At 63.9% G+C, this 16,883-nt stretch carries 11 protein-coding genes and 1 riboswitch; of the genes, 6 read left to right on the forward strand and 5 right to left on the reverse strand.

Annotated features, from left to right (window positions below; translation table 11 throughout):
- Positions 1-17: 17 nt before the first annotated feature.
- A complete protein-coding gene (locus AC1RQ5_RS22125; protein ID WP_493201800.1) occupies positions 18-836 on the reverse strand; it encodes an isocitrate lyase/PEP mutase family protein in 819 nt (272 codons plus the stop codon).
- A 229-nt stretch (positions 837-1,065) separates the two neighbouring features.
- Positions 1,066-2,274, reverse strand: coding sequence for a TrmJ/YjtD family RNA methyltransferase (locus AC1RQ5_RS22130; protein ID WP_493201801.1), 1,209 nt, complete (start codon positions 2,272-2,274; stop codon positions 1,066-1,068).
- Between the two features lie 392 nt (positions 2,275-2,666).
- Here AC1RQ5_RS22130 and AC1RQ5_RS22135 point away from each other — a divergent pair, with 392 nt between their 5' ends.
- Complete coding sequence (locus AC1RQ5_RS22135) at positions 2,667-3,881, forward strand: NADP-dependent isocitrate dehydrogenase (protein WP_493201803.1); 1,215 nt, start codon at positions 2,667-2,669, stop codon at positions 3,879-3,881.
- 65 nt (positions 3,882-3,946) lie between these two features.
- On the opposite strand, the gene AC1RQ5_RS22140 is transcribed toward AC1RQ5_RS22135, so the two are convergent.
- The gene (locus AC1RQ5_RS22140) at positions 3,947-4,126 is read right to left on the reverse strand and encodes a hypothetical protein (protein WP_398483891.1); all 180 of its coding nucleotides are present in this window, start codon (positions 4,124-4,126) and stop codon (positions 3,947-3,949) included.
- A 168-nt stretch (positions 4,127-4,294) separates the two neighbouring features.
- Here AC1RQ5_RS22140 and AC1RQ5_RS22145 point away from each other — a divergent pair, with 168 nt between their 5' ends.
- Positions 4,295-6,358 (forward strand): prolyl oligopeptidase family serine peptidase, encoded by a 2,064-nt coding sequence (locus AC1RQ5_RS22145; RefSeq protein WP_493201805.1) that lies wholly within the window; start codon positions 4,295-4,297, stop codon positions 6,356-6,358.
- 27 nt (positions 6,359-6,385) lie between these two features.
- Positions 6,386-7,090: an SDR family oxidoreductase gene (locus AC1RQ5_RS22150; RefSeq protein WP_398483895.1), complete on the forward strand. Its 705-nt coding sequence runs from the start codon at positions 6,386-6,388 to the stop codon at positions 7,088-7,090.
- 106 nt (positions 7,091-7,196) lie between these two features.
- Here the strand turns inward: AC1RQ5_RS22150 and ybaL are convergent, their stop codons facing one another.
- Together ybaL and alaS are read right to left on the reverse strand one after the other, a co-directional pair.
- A complete protein-coding gene (gene ybaL, locus AC1RQ5_RS22155; protein WP_398483898.1) occupies positions 7,197-8,873 on the reverse strand; it encodes a YbaL family putative K(+) efflux transporter in 1,677 nt (558 codons plus the stop codon).
- Between the two features lie 393 nt (positions 8,874-9,266).
- A complete protein-coding gene (gene alaS / locus AC1RQ5_RS22160) occupies positions 9,267-11,942 on the reverse strand; it encodes an alanine--tRNA ligase (RefSeq protein ID WP_493201806.1) in 2,676 nt (891 codons plus the stop codon).
- Positions 11,943-12,146: 204 nt separating this feature from the next.
- A riboswitch (glycine riboswitch) is annotated at positions 12,147-12,241 on the forward strand.
- A 135-nt stretch (positions 12,242-12,376) separates the two neighbouring features.
- Here alaS and gcvT point away from each other — a divergent pair.
- The 3 genes from gcvT (at position 12,377) to gcvP (ending at position 16,882) form a co-directional block, all read left to right on the forward strand.
- The gene (gcvT, locus tag AC1RQ5_RS22165; RefSeq protein ID WP_493201808.1) at positions 12,377-13,525 is read left to right on the forward strand and encodes a glycine cleavage system aminomethyltransferase GcvT; all 1,149 of its coding nucleotides are present in this window, start codon (positions 12,377-12,379) and stop codon (positions 13,523-13,525) included.
- 11 nt (positions 13,526-13,536) lie between these two features.
- On the forward strand, positions 13,537-13,902 hold the full coding sequence (gene gcvH, locus AC1RQ5_RS22170; RefSeq protein WP_398481336.1) for a glycine cleavage system protein GcvH: 366 nt from the start codon (positions 13,537-13,539) through the stop codon (positions 13,900-13,902).
- A 121-nt stretch (positions 13,903-14,023) separates the two neighbouring features.
- Positions 14,024-16,882: an aminomethyl-transferring glycine dehydrogenase gene (gene gcvP, locus AC1RQ5_RS22175; RefSeq protein ID WP_493201810.1), complete on the forward strand. Its 2,859-nt coding sequence runs from the start codon at positions 14,024-14,026 to the stop codon at positions 16,880-16,882.
- The last annotated feature ends 1 nt before the right edge of the window (position 16,883 follow it).

The following is a 16,883-nucleotide window of genomic DNA, read 5'->3' on the forward strand; positions in this document are numbered from 1 at the left end:
GTCGGCGCGGGGGATTACTACCCCCCAAACAACTTATTCAACTCCCCGCCCTTCGCCCCATTCGCAAAGCTCGTAAACGTCCCCTGCCCGGCGATCTCCTGCGACGCCTGCATGAAACCGGCCCAGGCCATGCGGGCCAGTGCGCCGCCGACGCTGATGCGGCGGACGCCGAGGGAGGCCAGATGCTGCACGGTCATGGTCGGCTGCACCGTGAGCACATTGAGCGGCTTGCCGCCCAGCGCCTTCACCAGCGTGGTGATCTCCGCGTCGGAGGCGACACCCGGCGCATAGAGGCAATCGGCGCCGGCCTCCGCAAAGGCGACCAGCCGCGCGGTGGTCTTTGTCAGGTCGCGCTCGCCATGCAGAAAGCCTTCGCAGCGCGCCACCAGCATGACGGCGGGATCGACGCGATCGATGGCCGCGCGGGCGGCCTTGATGCGCTCCACCGCGAGCACGTCGTCATAGAGCGGCTGGTCGGCGCGGCCGGTGGAATTCTCGATGGACAGGCCGGAGATGCCGCTCGCCACGGCACGGGCGACATGGGCGGCGACGCCGGCGGGGTCATCGGCAAAGCCGTTCTCGAAATCGGCATTCACGGGCAGATCGGTGGCGGCGGAGAGCAGCGCGAGGTGCTCGATGACGTCGTCGGCCGTGACCTTGTTGTCGGGGCGGCCGGTGGACCAGGCATAGCCGGCGGAGGTCGAGGCCAGCGCCTTGAAGCCAAGATGCGCGAGATAACGGGCGGAGCCGACATCCCAGGGATTGGGGAGGACGAAACAGCCGCTCTCGTGCAGCTTGCGGAAGTTCGCGCGCTTCTCGGCGGTGGAGATCGGCATGGCGGGGCTCCCGGTGTTTGTTCGGCCGCCGCGTTGGTCGCGGCTGGTGGGGGCAGTGTAGCGCGGGAGGCGCGCATGACCACACTGTCATTCCGGGGCGCGCCAGAGGCGCGAACCCGGAATCTCAGTGTGATGAAGCTCCGCTTACCTCACGCGCGGAAAGAGGAGCGTCGCTGATCGAGGTTCCGGGTTCGCGCCTTCGGCGCGCCCCGGAATGACAGCTTCACTGTCACCCCGGCATCCCGCTGTCCAACAGCGCCTCCAGCCGGTCCAGCTCCGGGCCGATGTCCCGCGTCACGTCCTCGGCGCGGATCGCCAGCACGCGGTAGCCGCGCTCTTCCAGCCAGGTCTGGCGGCTGGCGCGGTCGGAGACGATCACCTCGGTCTCGCCGGGATTGACCAGCTCGATGGCGATGCGCTCGGGGAAACTGACGAAATCCGGGATGTGGCGGCCGACCGGGGTCTGGCGCTTGAACTGGCCGGCAAAGCGGCGGTCGGCGCGGAGCGCGTCCCAGAGCAGCCGCTCGGCATCGGTCGGGTTGCGGCGGAGCATGCGGGCGAGGCCGCGGACGGTGCCGCTTTCATGCGGCTGCTGGCCCTTGCCGTGTTCGGCCAGCAGCGCGCGCAGCCGGGTCGCCTGTTCGCCATCGAGCACGCCGCCTTTGGCCGGGCCCTTGCGGCCCTCGGCAATGGCCATCACCACGCCGTGCAGCGTGTGCATGTCCTGCTTGGACGGCTCCATCCGGGTAAAGATGTTGCGCAGATTGACCAGCATGGTGTCGCGCTTTTCCGGCGGGCGGAGGAATTCGACCTTGTCGAGCTCGGCGACGAGATTGTCGAAGAAGGACGTCATCTGGTGCTGCGACGCGCGCTCGGAGCGCTCGGGCATGGCGTAAGGCAGCGCGTTCCCGGTCGCCTGCTTGAACCATTCATAGCCGCAAAGGAGCACCGCCTGGGCGAGGTTCAGCGACGAGAAGGCCGGGTTGACCGGGAAGGTCATGATCCGGTTGGCGAGGGCCACCTCCTCGTTCTGCAAGCCGTAGCGCTCGCGACCGAACAGGATGCCGGCGGTGGCGCCGGTCTTGATATGGGCGATGGTCTCGCTGGCTGCGGCCTCGGGAGCGACCACGGGCTTGGCCTGGTCATGGGCGCGGGCGGTGGTGGCATAAAGAAGGGTGCAGTCGGCGACCGCCGCTTCCACCGTGTCGAACAGTTCGACGGCGTCGAGCACATGGTCGGCGCCGGAGGCGGCGCGCTGGGCATGGACATTGGGCCAGCCGTCGCGGGGCTTCACCAGGCGCAGGCGGGTCAGGCCGAAATTGCCCATGGCGCGCGCGGCGGTGCCGATATTCTCGCCGAGCTGCGGCTCGACCAGAATGACCACGGGGCCGATGAGATCGCTGTGGGGCTTGCTGCGATCGGTGCCGGAGCCGCTCATGTCTTCACTTTCCGATTCAATGTCTGAAGGTCTTGGTCTCAAGATCTTGAATCAACCTGGGGGAGACCCGATTCAAGAGTTTAACCTGTGTTCGCGCGATATCTCGCAGGGTGGCGTTTTCCCGAATGATATGAGGAACTTGACGGGAACCGTGAATCCTTAACCGGATGTGACCTGCGGGCCCGCGCCGATCGCCGCAGCGGGCTTATGGGAGGTTGGCCGGGAGCGCAAGACGGGCGTTTTCGGCCGTGATTTCGAGCGGTTCTATCACATTGCATTCCGGCATGAATTTTGGGCCGAAACTGCATAGCGGCTGCGCTTCCGCCCCGCCATGCACGGTGCTATAGCCGCGGTCATCATCCCTCCCGCAACGCGCTAAAGGCCCGAACCACATGGCAAAGATCAAGGTCGCCAACCCGGTCGTCGAACTCGACGGCGATGAGATGACGAGAATCATCTGGCAGTACATCAAGGACAAGCTGATCAACCCCTTCCTTGATATCGACCTGCACTATTACGACCTCGGGATGGAATACCGCGACAAGACCGACGACCAGGTCACCGTGGATGCGGCCCACGCCATCAAGAAATACGGCGTCGGCGTGAAGTGCGCCACCATCACCCCCGATGAAGCGCGCGTGAAGGAATTCAACCTCAAGCAGATGTGGAAGTCGCCGAACGGCACCATCCGCAACATCCTCGGCGGCGTGATCTTCCGCGAGCCGATCATCTGCTCGAACGTGCCGCGCCTGGTCCCCGGCTGGACCAAGCCGATCATCATCGGCCGCCATGCCTTCGGCGACCAGTACCGCGCCACCGACCTCAAGTTCCCGGGCAAGGGCACGCTGACGATGAAGTTCGTCGGTGAGGACGGCACCACCATCGAGCGCGAAGTGTTCCAGGCTCCGGGCGCCGGCGTGGCGCTCAGCATGTACAATCTCGACGACTCGATCCGCGACTTCGCCCGCGCCTCGCTGAACTATGGCCTGTCGCGCAAGGTGCCGGTCTATCTCTCCACCAAGAACACGATCCTCAAGGTCTATGACGGTCGCTTCAAGGACATCTTCCAGGAGATCTACGACGCCGAGTTCAAGACCAAGTTCGACGCAGCCGGCCTCACCTATGAGCACCGCCTGATCGACGACATGGTGGCTGCTGCCATGAAGTGGTCGGGTGGCTATGTCTGGGCCTGTAAGAACTATGACGGCGACGTGCAGTCCGACACCGTGGCCCAGGGCTACGGCTCGCTCGGCCTGATGACCTCGGTGCTGCTGACGCCGGATGGCCAGGTGGTGGAAGCCGAAGCCGCCCACGGCACGGTGACCCGTCACTATCGCGAGCACCAGAAGGGCAAGGAAACCTCGACCAACTCCATCGCGTCGATCTTCGCCTGGACCCAGGGCCTCGCCCACCGCGCCAAGCTCGACAACAATGCCGAGCTGGCCAAGTTCGCCAGAACGCTCGAGAAGGTCTGCGTCGATACCGTCGAAGCCGGCTTCATGACCAAGGATCTCGCGCTCCTGGTCGGCGCCGACCAGCGTTGGCTCTCGACCACGGGCTTCCTGGACAAGGTCGCCGAAAACCTGACCAAGGAACTGGCGGCCTGATTTCAGGCCTTCAGTGAGGGACGGACAAAGGTCCGGGGTGCTCAGGCGCCCCGGACTTTTTCGTTTCAGGAGGCGAGAAGCGTAAAACCGTGGCGGGTGATCATGTAGCGCATCTCGCTGGCACAGGGACGGCAGGCAAAGGTGCGGATCTCGGTGCCATCCTTCTTCGGCACGGCAGGCTCGGCGCGGACAAAATCTCGACGCTCATGGCAGGTGGGACATTGGACGAGACTTGGGGTGATCATGATGCTCTTCGAATCGGCGTGAATGTCCTTCGACTTTCGTCTAGGCCGCGACATTCTGCATCACCAAGATGAGTGAAGCGCCGTCACCACAACCGGAACGGGCCGCCTTGCTCTGCCCATGCTTGGCCCGTAATCACGCATGAGCACCGCACTCCCTCCGAGGTAAGCATGACCGCATCAAATCCCGCCGAAGGCCACGACGATCCCTATCTGTGGCTCGAGGAGATCGAGGGCGAGAAGGCGGTCGGCTGGGTCGAGGCGCAGAACAAGCGCACCGACGGCTTCCTGATCGATGACGGCTACAAGCGCGATTTCCATGCGGTCATGACAATTCTCGATGCCGACGACCGCATCCCCTTTGTCGGCAAGTCCGGCGACCACCTCTACAATTTCTGGAAGGACGCGAAACATCCGCGCGGGCTGTGGCGTCGTACGACGCTTGCAAGCTACCGCACCGACAAGCCCGACTGGGACGTGCTGCTCGACATCGACGCACTGAACAAGACCGAGGGTGTCTCCTGGGCCTTCGCCGGAGCCGCGCGCTCGCCGGACAAGACAAGGGCGCTGGTGAGCCTGTCCTTCAATGGCACCGATGCCATCGAGGTGCGCGAGTTCGATATCGCCGCGAAAAGCTTTGTTGCTGATGGCTTCGTGATTCCGAAAGCGAAGACGCAAGTCGCCTGGGTCGATCAGGACACGCTGCTGGTCGGTAGCGCCTCCGGGCCCGACCACACGACCGAGGCCGGCTACACGCGGACCGTCCGGCGCTGGACGCGCGGCACGCCGCTGGATGCCGCCGCGGTGGTGTTCGAGGTCGAGAAGCAGGACGTTGCGGTCTGGTTCGGCGTCAATCGCCGGCCGGGCCACGAAGGGATGATGTTCTGGCGGGCGCTCGATTTCACCCGCTCGCATATCTTTGTCGAGCGCCGCAATGGCCCGCATGCGGGCAAGCGGCTGCGGCTGGAACTGCCCGAGGAAATCGATGTCGGAGCAGAGGCGGAAGATCTGCTGATCAGCCCGAAGCAGGACTGGACGCTCGGCGATCTCAAGATTCCCGCGGGTGCTGTCGCGGCGATCGATCTCGACCGCTTCCTGTCCGGCGCACGCGATTTCGAGATCGTGTTCGCGCCAACGCCGACGCGGGCGCTACAATCCTGGACCGAAACACGCCACGGCATCGTGCTCGAACTGCTCGACAATGTCCGTGGCCGTCTCGTGCTCATGCAAAAGAGCGAAGCCGGCTGGACCGACACGCCCCTGCCCGGCCTGCCCGACAATGCCTCAATCTCCGCGCAGAGCTTTGGTGGAGAGGACGATCCCGATCTCGGCACAGAACTGTTGCTCACCGTTACTGGCTTCGACCGGCCAACGACGACGGCACTCTGGGATGGCCATGGTGCGCCAGAGCCGTTGAAAAGCGCGCCGCGCAATTTCGATCCGGAGGGCATCGAGGTGCAGCAGCGCCATGCGGTGGCCGAGGATGGCACCAAGATTCCGTATTTCCTGATCGGCAAGAACCTGTCCGCCAAGGGCGCGCCGCGACCGACGATCCTCTATGGCTATGGCGGCTTCGAAGTCTCGCTGACGCCGTCCTACATGACGATCGCCGGCAAGCTCTGGCTCGAACACGGCCATGTCTATGCCATCGCGAACATCCGCGGCGGTGGCGAATTCGGGCCGAGCTGGCATCTGGCCTCGCGCAAGAGCACCAAGCATGTGGCGCACGATGACTTCGCGGCCGTGGCGCGCGATCTCGCTGCGTCCGGCGTGACCACGGCGGCCAAGCTCGCCTGCCATGGCGGCAGCAATGGCGGCCTGCTGGTCGGCAATATGCTGACGCGCTATCCGCGCCTGTTCGGCGCGATCTGGTGCAGCGTGCCGCTGCTCGACATGGCGCGCTACACAAAGCTGCTCGCGGGCCAGAGCTGGATCGCCGAATATGGCGATCCGGAAATTCCGGATGAATGGGCGTATCTGCAGAAATTTTCGCCCTATCATCTGGCGACGGCGAGCCAGAATTATCCGCCGATCCTGATCACCACCAACCGCACCGACGACCGCGTGCATCCCGGCCATGCCCGCAAGATGGTGGCCAAGCTGCAGGAGTTGGGTTGCCCGGCCTGGTTCAACGAGACCGTGGCCGGTGGCCATTCAGGCGCGGTGGACAACAGCAAGCAGGCACAGAGCCAGGCGCTCGGTTACGCCTTCCTGCGCAGGACGATTGCGAGCTAGGCTCGCTTCATCAAGAGGAGCATCACCATGTCAGCAGGCAAAGTCGCCATCATCACCGCAGGCGGAAGTGGCATGGGCGCCGCATCTGCGCGTCGCCTCGCCGCCGACGGATTTCACGTCGCGATCCTGTCGTCGTCCGGCAAAGGCGAAGCACTGGCGCAGGAACTGGGCGGGCTTGGCATCACTGGCTCGAACCAGTCGAATGATGATCTCAAGCGCCTCGTCGATGGCGCTGCCGCCAAATGGGGGCGCATCGACGTGCTGGTGAACAGCGCCGGACATGGCCCGCGTGCGCCGGTAACCGAGCTCACCGACGAGCAGTGGCACACCGGCATGGACGTCTATCTGATGAATGTGATCCGGCCAACGCGACTGGTCGCGCCGATCATGCAGGCGCAGAAGGCCGGCAGTATCATCAATATCTCCACCGCATGGGCCTTCGAGCCGTCGGCAATGTTTCCGACCTCGGCAGTGTTTCGCGCAGGCCTGGCGTCCTACACAAAACTGTTCGCGGATGCTTTTGCCGCGTCGAATGTGCGGATGAACAATGTGTTGCCGGGCTGGATCGACAGCCTGCCCGCCACCGAAGAGCGTCGCGAGAGCGTACCGATGCAGCGCTATGGCAAAAGCGAAGAGATTGCAGCCACGGTGGCTTTCCTCGCGTCAGAAGGCGCGGGCTACATCACCGGCCAGAACATCCGCGTCGATGGCGGAATGACGCGGTCGGTGTAATCTCACCTGTCGTCGCCCGGCCTGACCGGGCGATCCAGTAAACTCAGAAGCTGCGGTGTCTACTGGGTCACCCGGTCAAGCCGGGTGACGACAATAGAGGATCCGATTACACCGCCATCGTCGCGCCGATCTTCAGCAGCATCGCCTTGGCGATTTCCTGTTCGCCCATGATCACGACATTGGCGCCGTGATACTTGAGATGCGCGACTTCCTCATCGGAATGCGCGCGGGCGATGATCGGCAGCGTCGGCGCCAGCGCCCGCGCCTTGGCGACGATCTGGCCACCTTCGAACGCGTCGGGGATGGCGACGAGCAATCCCCGCGCATGGGTGATGTTCGCCGCCTGCAGCATGTCGGGCGCTGCGGCATTGCCGGTGATCACATCCACATGGCTTTCGCGCAGCCGCTCGACCACGCCGGGCGTATCCTCGATGACGAGGAAGGGCAGCTTGGCCGCACGCAGCGCCGTGCTCACCACGCTGCCGACGCGGCCATGACCGACCAGCACGACGTGATTGGTGAGTTCGGAGATCGGATGGGGATCACGCACCACAGGCTTGGCCGGATCGGGCGGACCGACGGGCTGTGGCTCGGCGTCCTCCTTGGCGACGATGCGATCGAGAAGCGCGAAAAATACTGGATTGATCATGATCGAGATGATCGCACCGGCCAGCACCAGATCGCGGCCGCGATCCGGCAGCAGCGCGAGGCTCGCGCCGAGGCTGACAAGAATGAACGAGAACTCGCCGATCTGCGCGAGCGACGCTGAAATCGTCAGCGCCGTCGATTGCGGATACCCGAACAGGCGCACGATGCCGAAAGCTGCGACGGACTTACCGATCAGGATGATGAAGACCGTGGCCAAGAGCGGCAACGGATCACGCAGGATGATGCTGGGATCGACCAGCATGCCGACTGAGACGAAGAACAGCACGGCAAACGCGTCGCGCAGCGGCAGGGTCTCATTGGCAGCGCGCTGGCTGAGCTCGGACTCGCTGAGAATCATGCCGGCGAAGAAGGCACCGAGCGCGAACGAGACATCGAAGACAAGCGCCGCGCCGAAGGCGACGCCGAGCGAGATCGCGAACACGGCCAGACGAAACAGCTCGCGCGAGCCAGTATGCGCGACGTAATGCAGCAATGCCGGAATGACGCGACGGCCGACCACCAGCATGAAGATGACGAAGCCCGCGACCTTGCCGAGCGTGACCAGCAACGGCATCGCCAGCGCTGACAGATCGCCGCCGCCTTCCCCCTTCAACAAAGGTGCAATGGCTGGCAGCAGCACCAGCGTCAGAACCATGGCAAGGTCTTCGACGATCAGCCAGCCGATGGCGATCCGTCCGCGCTCGCTATCCAGCAGGCGGCGCTCCTGCAGCGCGCGAAGCAGAACGACAGTCGATGCGACCGACAGCGCGAGGCCGAACACAAGACCGCCACCCAGGCCCCAGCCCAGCAGCTCGCCAAGCCCGATGCCAAGCAGCGTCGCCACCCCGATCTGCACGACGGCGCCGGGGATGGCGATGTTCTTGACCGAGAGCAGATCCTTCAACGAAAAATGCAGGCCGACACCGAACATCAGCAGGATGATGCCGATTTCAGCGAGTTCGTTGGCGAGTTTCTGATCCGCGACATAACCCGGCGTAAATGGCCCCATCAGCACGCCGGCCAGGAGATAGCCCACCAGCGGCGAGACGCGGATGCGCTGTGCAACCACACCGAGAATGAAAGCCAGCACGAGGCCGACGACGACGGTCGAAATCAGAGGGGTATTGTGCTCCATGCCGCTTTTTGCCGCATGGGAGCGTGGGATGCCAGACTCAAGTGAGGCTACTCATGGTCGCAGCCCGAAACGATGTCGTTATCAGGACAAGCGGTTGCGATGAAGCATCGCAGTTCCTAACTGAGATAGCTGATCTCGCATCACACCGTGCCGTCCCCGCGCAGGCGCGGGCTGTTGCATATGATTGGCAACGCAGCCTGCCGCCATCCTTCGAGACGCGGCCTAAGAAGGCCGCTCCTCAGGATGAGGGAAGAGTATAGCGCTATAGAAGACCCTCATGGTGAGGAGCCCGCGAAGCGGTTGTCTCGAACCATGCAGGCCGAGCACTATCATCATCCGCGCTTGGCCATATGCGATAGTCTTGGCTTGCGCCTACGCGGGGACGACGCGCGGCTATTTCGCGAGAGCCGCTTCGATCGCCTTCAGCGCATCATTCGCCTTGCTGCCATCGGGGCCACCGGCCTGTGCCATGTCCGGACGGCCACCGCCGCCCTTGCCGCCAAGGGCTTCGGACGCGATCTTCACCAGCTCGACGGCGCTGAAACGCGTGACCAGATCCTCGGTGACGCCGACCACGACGCCGGCCTTGCCGTCTTCGCCGACATTGATGATCGCGACCACGCCTGAGCCGAGCTGTTTCTTGCCGGCATCCGCGAGGCTCTTGAGATCCTTCATCTCTATACCAGAGACGGACTTCGCCATCAGCTTGGTGCCGCCAACATCGATGACGTCGCCGCCGCCTGCGCCGGCCGCCGCGCCACCGGTGCCGCCGCCCATGGCGATGGTCTTCTTGGCTTCCGACAATTCACGCTCGAGCTTCTTGCGCTCTTCCATCAGCGCGGCGATGCGGGCCGGCATGTCGTCGACGGTCGTGCGCAGCTCGTTGGCAGCAGACTTGGCCAGCGCAATCGTGCCATTGGCCTGATGACGCGCCTGATTTCCGGTCAATGCTTCGATGCGGCGAACGCCGGAAGCCACAGCGCTTTCCGCCGTGACCGAGACCATGCCGATATCGCCGGTACGCTTCACATGGGTGCCGCCGCAGAGCTCGACCGACCAGCCGAGCGCGTTGCTTCCGGAGTCACGCGGCATCTTGCCCATGGAGACGACGCGAACCTCGTCGCCATATTTTTCACCGAACAGCGCGCGGGCGCCGGCCTCGCGGGCGTCATCCACCGCCATCAGGCGCGTGGTGACTTCGTCATTTTCCAGCACGACATTGTTGGCGATGTCCTCAACCTGACGCAGCTCTTCAGCCGTGATCGGCTTCTGATGCACGAAGTCGAAGCGCAGGCGCTTGTCGTCCACCGACGAGCCTTTTTGCGCGATGTGATCGCCCAGTACCTGACGCAGCGCTTCATGCAGCAGATGCGTCGCCGAGTGGTTGGCGCGGATCGCCGAGCGGCGGGCATGATCCACATCGAGTGCCAGCGCGGTGCCGATCTTGAGCTCGCCGCTCTCGACCGTGCCGAGATGCACGAACAGATCGCCGGCGCGCTTCTGCGTATCGGTGACGCGGAAGGTGACGCCCTCGCCCGTGAGCACGCCGAGATCGCCGACCTGGCCGCCGGACTCCGCATAGAACGGCGTCTGGTTCAAGACGATGGCGCCGGTGTCGCCGGCCTTGAGGCTCTCGACTTCAGCGCCGTCCTTGACCAGCGCCGTGACAGCGCCTTCGGCGCTCTCGGTCTCGTAGCCGAGGAATTCAGTGGCGCCGAGCTTTTCCCGCAGGCCGAACCACACCGTCTCGGTGGCGGCTTCGCCCGAACCGGACCATGAGGCGCGCGCCTTCTGCTTCTGCCGCTCCATCGCATCGGTGAAGGATGCGATATCGACGGAGATGCCGCGGTTGCGCAGCGCATCCTGGGTGAGATCGAGCGGGAAGCCGAATGTGTCGTAGAGCGTGAAGGCGGTCTCGCCATCAAACATGTCGCCCTGTTTCAGCGTGGCGCTCTTGGTGTCAAGAATGCCGAGGCCCTTTTCCAGCGTTCGGCGGAAGCGGGTCTCTTCAAGGCGCAGCGTCTCTTCGATGAGCGAGCGCGCACGCTGCAATTCCGGATAGGCTTCGCCCATCTCGCGCACGAGTGCCGCGACCAGCTTCCACATGATCGGCTCACGTGCGCCGAGCAGCTGACCGTGGCGCATGGCACGGCGCATGATGCGGCGGAGCACATAGCCGCGGCCTTCATTCGACGGCAGCACACCGTCGGCAATCAGGAACGACGACGCGCGCAAATGATCTGCGATGACGCGCAGCGAGGCCTTCATCGGGCCCTGCGGATCGGCGCCGGTGAGATCGGCGATGGCGCGGATCAGTGCGACGAACAGATCGATATCGTAGTTGTCGTGCTTGCCCTGCAGCACCGCGGCGATGCGCTCGAGGCCCATGCCGGTGTCGATGGACGGCTTCGGCAGCGAGATACGGTTGCCCGGCGCCAACTGGTCGAATTGCATGAAAACGAGATTCCAGATCTCGATGAACCGGTCGCCGTCTTCATCGGGCGAGCCGGGAGGGCCGCCGGGGATCTTGTCGCCGTGGTCGAAGAAGATTTCCGAGCACGGGCCGCAGGGGCCGGTGTCGCCCATCTGCCAGAAATTGTCCGAGGTCGGGATGCGGATGATCTTGGAATCCGGCAGGCCGATCTTCTTCCACAGCGCGAAGGCTTCATCGTCCTCGGAATAGACGGTGACGAGCAGCCGATCCTTGGCGAGCCCGTATTCCCTGGTGATCAGATTCCAGGCGAGCTCGATGGCGCGTTCCTTGAAGTAATCGCCGAACGAGAAGTTGCCGAGCATCTCGAAGAAGGTGTGATGACGCGCGGTGTAGCCGACATTGTCGAGGTCGTTATGCTTGCCGCCGGCGCGCACGCATTTCTGCGAGGTGGTGGCGCGCTGATAGGGCCGCTTCTCGATGCCGGTAAAAACGTTCTTGAACTGCACCATGCCGGCATTGGTGAACATCAGCGTGGGGTCGTTGCGCGGCACCAGCGGCGACGACGACACAATGTCGTGGCCGTTCTTGGCGAAGTAATTCAGAAATGCCGACCTGATTTCGTTAACGCCGCTCATAACCGTCCAATCACGCCTGAGTGCGGCCGCGGCAGTTCCCGCGGCCTCAAACCACAACCGGGTGCTTTTAGACCGGGGGGGACGCCGCTGTCCAGAAACTGTGCAGCTTAATCATGGGGTTGCCGCAATAGCTCAGGGCCGTGGATGGTTGCTGCATGTGCGTTGACAGGCTCGGGGAACGTGTGGTCTTTTGCCGGCGTTGAACGACGTCACGTCGGGAGAGACCAGCCCATGCTCGGGTTGGCGCCGAAGGAGCAACCGCCCCGGAAACTCTCAGGCAAAAGGACCGCGTGACGGACTAAGCATCTGGAAAGAGGCGCTGCGGCATCCCCGTGAGCGTCCGCCGACGGGATAATACTCTCAGGCACAGCGACAGATGGGGCTTCTGCGACACCCGCCGGGAATCTGCCCGGGGGAACCGCGAGGGCCCATCGATGCTTGCGACCGACACAACCTCAGCTCTGAAGAAAACGCCGCTCCACGCGCTGCATGCGGCGCGCAGCGGCAAGATGGTGCCCTTCGCCGGCTATGACATGCCCGTGCAATATGCCACCGGCGTGCTCAAGGAACATCTCCACACCCGTTCGGCGGCCGGCCTGTTCGACGTATCCCATATGGGCCAGATCGTGCTGCGGGCGAAATCCGGCAAGGTGGAGGATGCAGCACTGGCGCTGGAAAAGCTGGTGCCGATGGACATCCTGGCGCTCGCACCCGGCCGCCAGCGTTACGCGCAGTTCACCAATGAAACCGGCGGCATTCTCGACGACCTGATGGTGGCGAATTTCGGTGACCATCTGTTTCTGGTGGTCAACGCGGCCTGCAAGACCGAAGACGAAGCGCATCTGCGTACGCATCTCTCCGACACCTGCATCATCGAGGCCCTGCCCGACCGCGCGCTGATCGCGCTGCAGGGACCGAAGGCGGCGGATGTGCTGGCAAAATTCTGCGAGGCGGCGCCTGACATGAAATTCATGGATGCCGGCCCGCATCAGGTGAATGGCATTGCGTGCTTCGTGTCCCGTTCCGGCTATACCGGCGAGGACGGCTATGAAATCTCGATTCCGAACGATCAGGCCGAAGCACTGACCGCTGCCCTGCTCGATCATCCCGATGTGCTGCCGATCGGCCTCGGCGCCCGCGACAGCCTGCGGCTGGAAGCCGGCATGTGCCTCTACGGCCATGACATCGATACGACGACCACCCCCGTCGAAGGCAATCTGATCTGGTCGATCCAGAAGAGCCGCCGCACGGGCGGCGCGCGGGCCGGCGGCTTCTTCGGCAGCGAGGCGATTCTGGCCCAGCTCGATGGCGGCGTGTCACGCCAGCGCGTCGGGTTGAAGCCGGAAGGCCGCGCGCCCGTGCGCGAAGGCATTCTGCTGTTTGCCGATGCCACCTCCACCGATTCGATCGGCAAGGTCACCTCGGGCGGTTTCGGCCCCAGCATCTCGGCGCCGATTGCCATGGGCTATGTGCCGACGTCCCACGCCAAGGACGGCACTACGCTATTTGCCGAATTGCGTGGCCAGCGTTTGCCGATGACCGTCGCCCCCATGCCTTTCGTCCCGAACAACTACAAGCGTTGAGGAACTGACCCATGACCACCCTCTACACCGAAGACCACGAATGGCTGCAGATCGACGGCGACATCGTCACCGTCGGGATCACCGATTTCGCGCAATCGCAGCTCGGCGATGTCGTGTTCGTCGAACTGCCCAAGGTCGGCCGTGCGCTGAAAAAGGCCGAAGCCGCCGCCGTGGTGGAATCGGTCAAGGCCGCCTCCGACGTCTATGCGCCGATCACCGGCGAAGTGGTGGAGATCAATGACGGCCTCGCCGCTGAGCCGGCGCTGGTGAATTCCGATGCCGAAAGCAAGGCCTGGTTCTTCAAGCTGAAGCTTGCCGACAAGAGCGAGCTCGACGGCCTGATGGATGCCGAGGCCTACAAAGCGCACAGCGCCTGATTTTTCCTCGTCATTGCGAGCGAAGCGAAGCAATCCAGTCTTTCTTTGCGTGGCTTCTGGATTGCTTCGTCGCTTCGCTCCTCGCAATGACGACTTGATGGTTTCTACAAAGGAACAGCCGATGCCCTCGACCTCCGCCGACGTCGCCACTGATTTCGTCCGCCGCCATCTCGGCCCATCGCCGTCCGACATCCAGGCGATGCTGGAGACGGTGAGTGCCAAGAGCCTGTCCGGCCTGATGAGCGAGACGCTGCCGGGCGCGATCCGGCAAAAGGCGCCGCTCGATACCGGCCGTGCGCTGAGCGAGACCGAAGCGCTGACGCATATGACGGAGCTCGCGACGGGCAACAAGGTCTTCACCTCGCTGATCGGCCAAGGCTATCACGGCACCGTGCTGCCCACGGTGATCCAGCGCAACATCCTGGAAAATCCGGCCTGGTACACGGCCTACACGCCGTATCAGCCTGAAATAAGCCAGGGCCGCCTGGAGGCGCTGTTCAACTTCCAGACCATGATCTGCGACCTCACCGGCCTCGATGTCGCCAATGCATCGCTGCTGGACGAAGGCACCGCCGCCGCCGAAGCGATGGCTCTGGCCGAGCGTGCGTCTTCCGTGCAGACCAAGACCTTCTTTGTCGATCACGAGGTGCATCCGCAGACGCAGGCCGTGCTGCGCACCCGCGCCGAGCCGCTCGGCTGGTCGCTGCAGGTGGGCAACCCGCTCACCGAGCTCGATGGCGCCGATGTGTTCGGCGCCCTGCTGCAATATCCCGGCACAAGCGGCGTGGTCCGCGATTTCAAGCCGGCGATTGCAGCGCTGAAGGCCAAGGGCGCGCTCGCTGTGATGGCGGCCGATCTTCTCGCGCTGACGCTGATCGCATCGCCCGGCGATCTCGGCGCCGATATCGCCATCGGTTCGGCACAGCGTTTTGGCGTGCCGATGGGCTATGGCGGGCCGCATGCCGGCTACATGTCGGTGCGCGATGCCATCAAGCGCTCGATCCCCGGCCGCCTCGTCGGCCTGTCCATCGATTCGCGCGGCGAGCCGGCCTATCGGCTGGCGCTGCAGACCCGCGAACAGCATATCCGCCGCGAAAAGGCGACCTCGAATATCTGCACCGCACAGGTGCTGCTCGCCGTCATCGCATCGATGTATGCGGTCTATCACGGCCCCGAAGGCCTCAAATATATCGCCCGCACCACGCATCGCCGTGCGCTGACACTGGCGGCCGGCCTCACGAAGCTCGGCTTCGCACCGGAAAGCGACGCGTTCTTCGATACCATCACCATCAAGGTCGGCGACAAGCAGGCCGGCATCATCGCCGCCGCGCAGGCTGAGAAGATCAATCTGCATATCGGTGACGGCGCCATCGGCATCGCGCTCGATGAAACCACCACGCCCGAGACTGTCGAAGCGATCTGGCGCGCCTTTGGTGGCAAGCTCGGTTATGCCGATGTCGAACATGGCATCAGCGATGGCCTGCCCGCTTCGCTCAAGCGCTCGTCGCCGTTCCTGACGCATCCGGTCTTCCACAGCCATCGCTCGGAAACCGAACTGCTGCGCTATATGCGAAAACTGTCGGACCGCGATCTCGCGCTCGATCGCGCGATGATCCCGCTCGGCTCCTGCACCATGAAGCTGAACGCCACCACCGAAATGATGCCGCTGACCTGGCCCGCCTGGGGCTCGCTGCATCCGTTCGTGCCGGCCGATCAGGCGCAGGGCTATCACACGCTGTTCGCCACGCTGGAAAAATGGCTGTGCGACATTACCGGCTACGACGCCGTGTCGCTGCAGCCGAATTCCGGCGCGCAGGGTGAATATGCCGGCCTGCTTGCGATCCGCGGCTATCACGCTGCGCGTGGCGATCATCAGCGTACGATCTGCCTGATCCCGTCATCTGCCCATGGCACCAACCCCGCATCGGCCGCGATGGTCGGCATGAGCGTCGTCGTCGTCGCCTGCGACAAGGACGGCAATGTCGATGTGGAAGATCTCCGCGCCAAGGCCGAGAAGCACGCGGCCAATCTCGCGGCGATCATGATCACCTATCCGTCGACCCACGGCGTGTTCGAGGAGCATATCCGCGATATCTGCGACATCGTCCATGCGCATGGTGGCCAGGTCTATCTGGACGGCGCCAACATGAATGCGCAGGTTGGCCTCTCGCGCCCCGGCGAATATGGCGCCGATGTCAGCCACCTCAACCTGCACAAGACCTTCTGCATCCCGCATGGCGGCGGCGGACCGGGCATGGGCCCGATCGGCGTCAAGGCGCATCTTGCGCCTTATCTGCCCGGTCATCCCACCACCGATGCCGATGCGCCGGTCGGTCCGGTCTCGGCCGCGCCCTATGGTTCGGCATCGATCCTGACCATCTCCTATATCTACATCCTGATGATGGGCGGCGCGGGCCTCACCACGGCCACCGAGGTCGCGATCCTCAATGCGAATTATGTGGCGGCCCGGCTCGATCCGCATTTCCCAGTGCTCTATCGCAACCACAATGGCCGCGTGGCGCATGAATGCATCATCGATCCGCGCCCGCTGAAGGCGACGAGTGGCGTCACCGTGGATGATATCGCCAAGCGCCTGATCGACTACGGCTTCCACGCACCGACCATGAGCTTCCCCGTCGCGGGCACGCTGATGATCGAGCCGACGGAATCGGAATCAAAGGCGGAGCTCGATCGCTTCTGTGATGCGATGATCGCGATCCGCAAGGAAATCGCCGATGTGGAAGGCGGCCGCTTCAAGATCGAAGCCTCGCCGCTGCGTCATGCGCCGCATACGGTGCATGACATCGCCGAGGACGACTGGACACGCGCCTATACCCGCGCCGAAGGCTGCTTCCCGGCCGGCACCTCGCGCACCGACAAATACTGGTGCCCGGTCGGCCGCGTCGACAATGTCTATGGCGACCGCAATCTGGTGTGCTCGTGCCCGCCGATGGAGGACTACGCGCAGGCGGCGGAGTAAA

This window comes from Tardiphaga sp. GW821-FHT12E02, assembly GCF_058807155.1.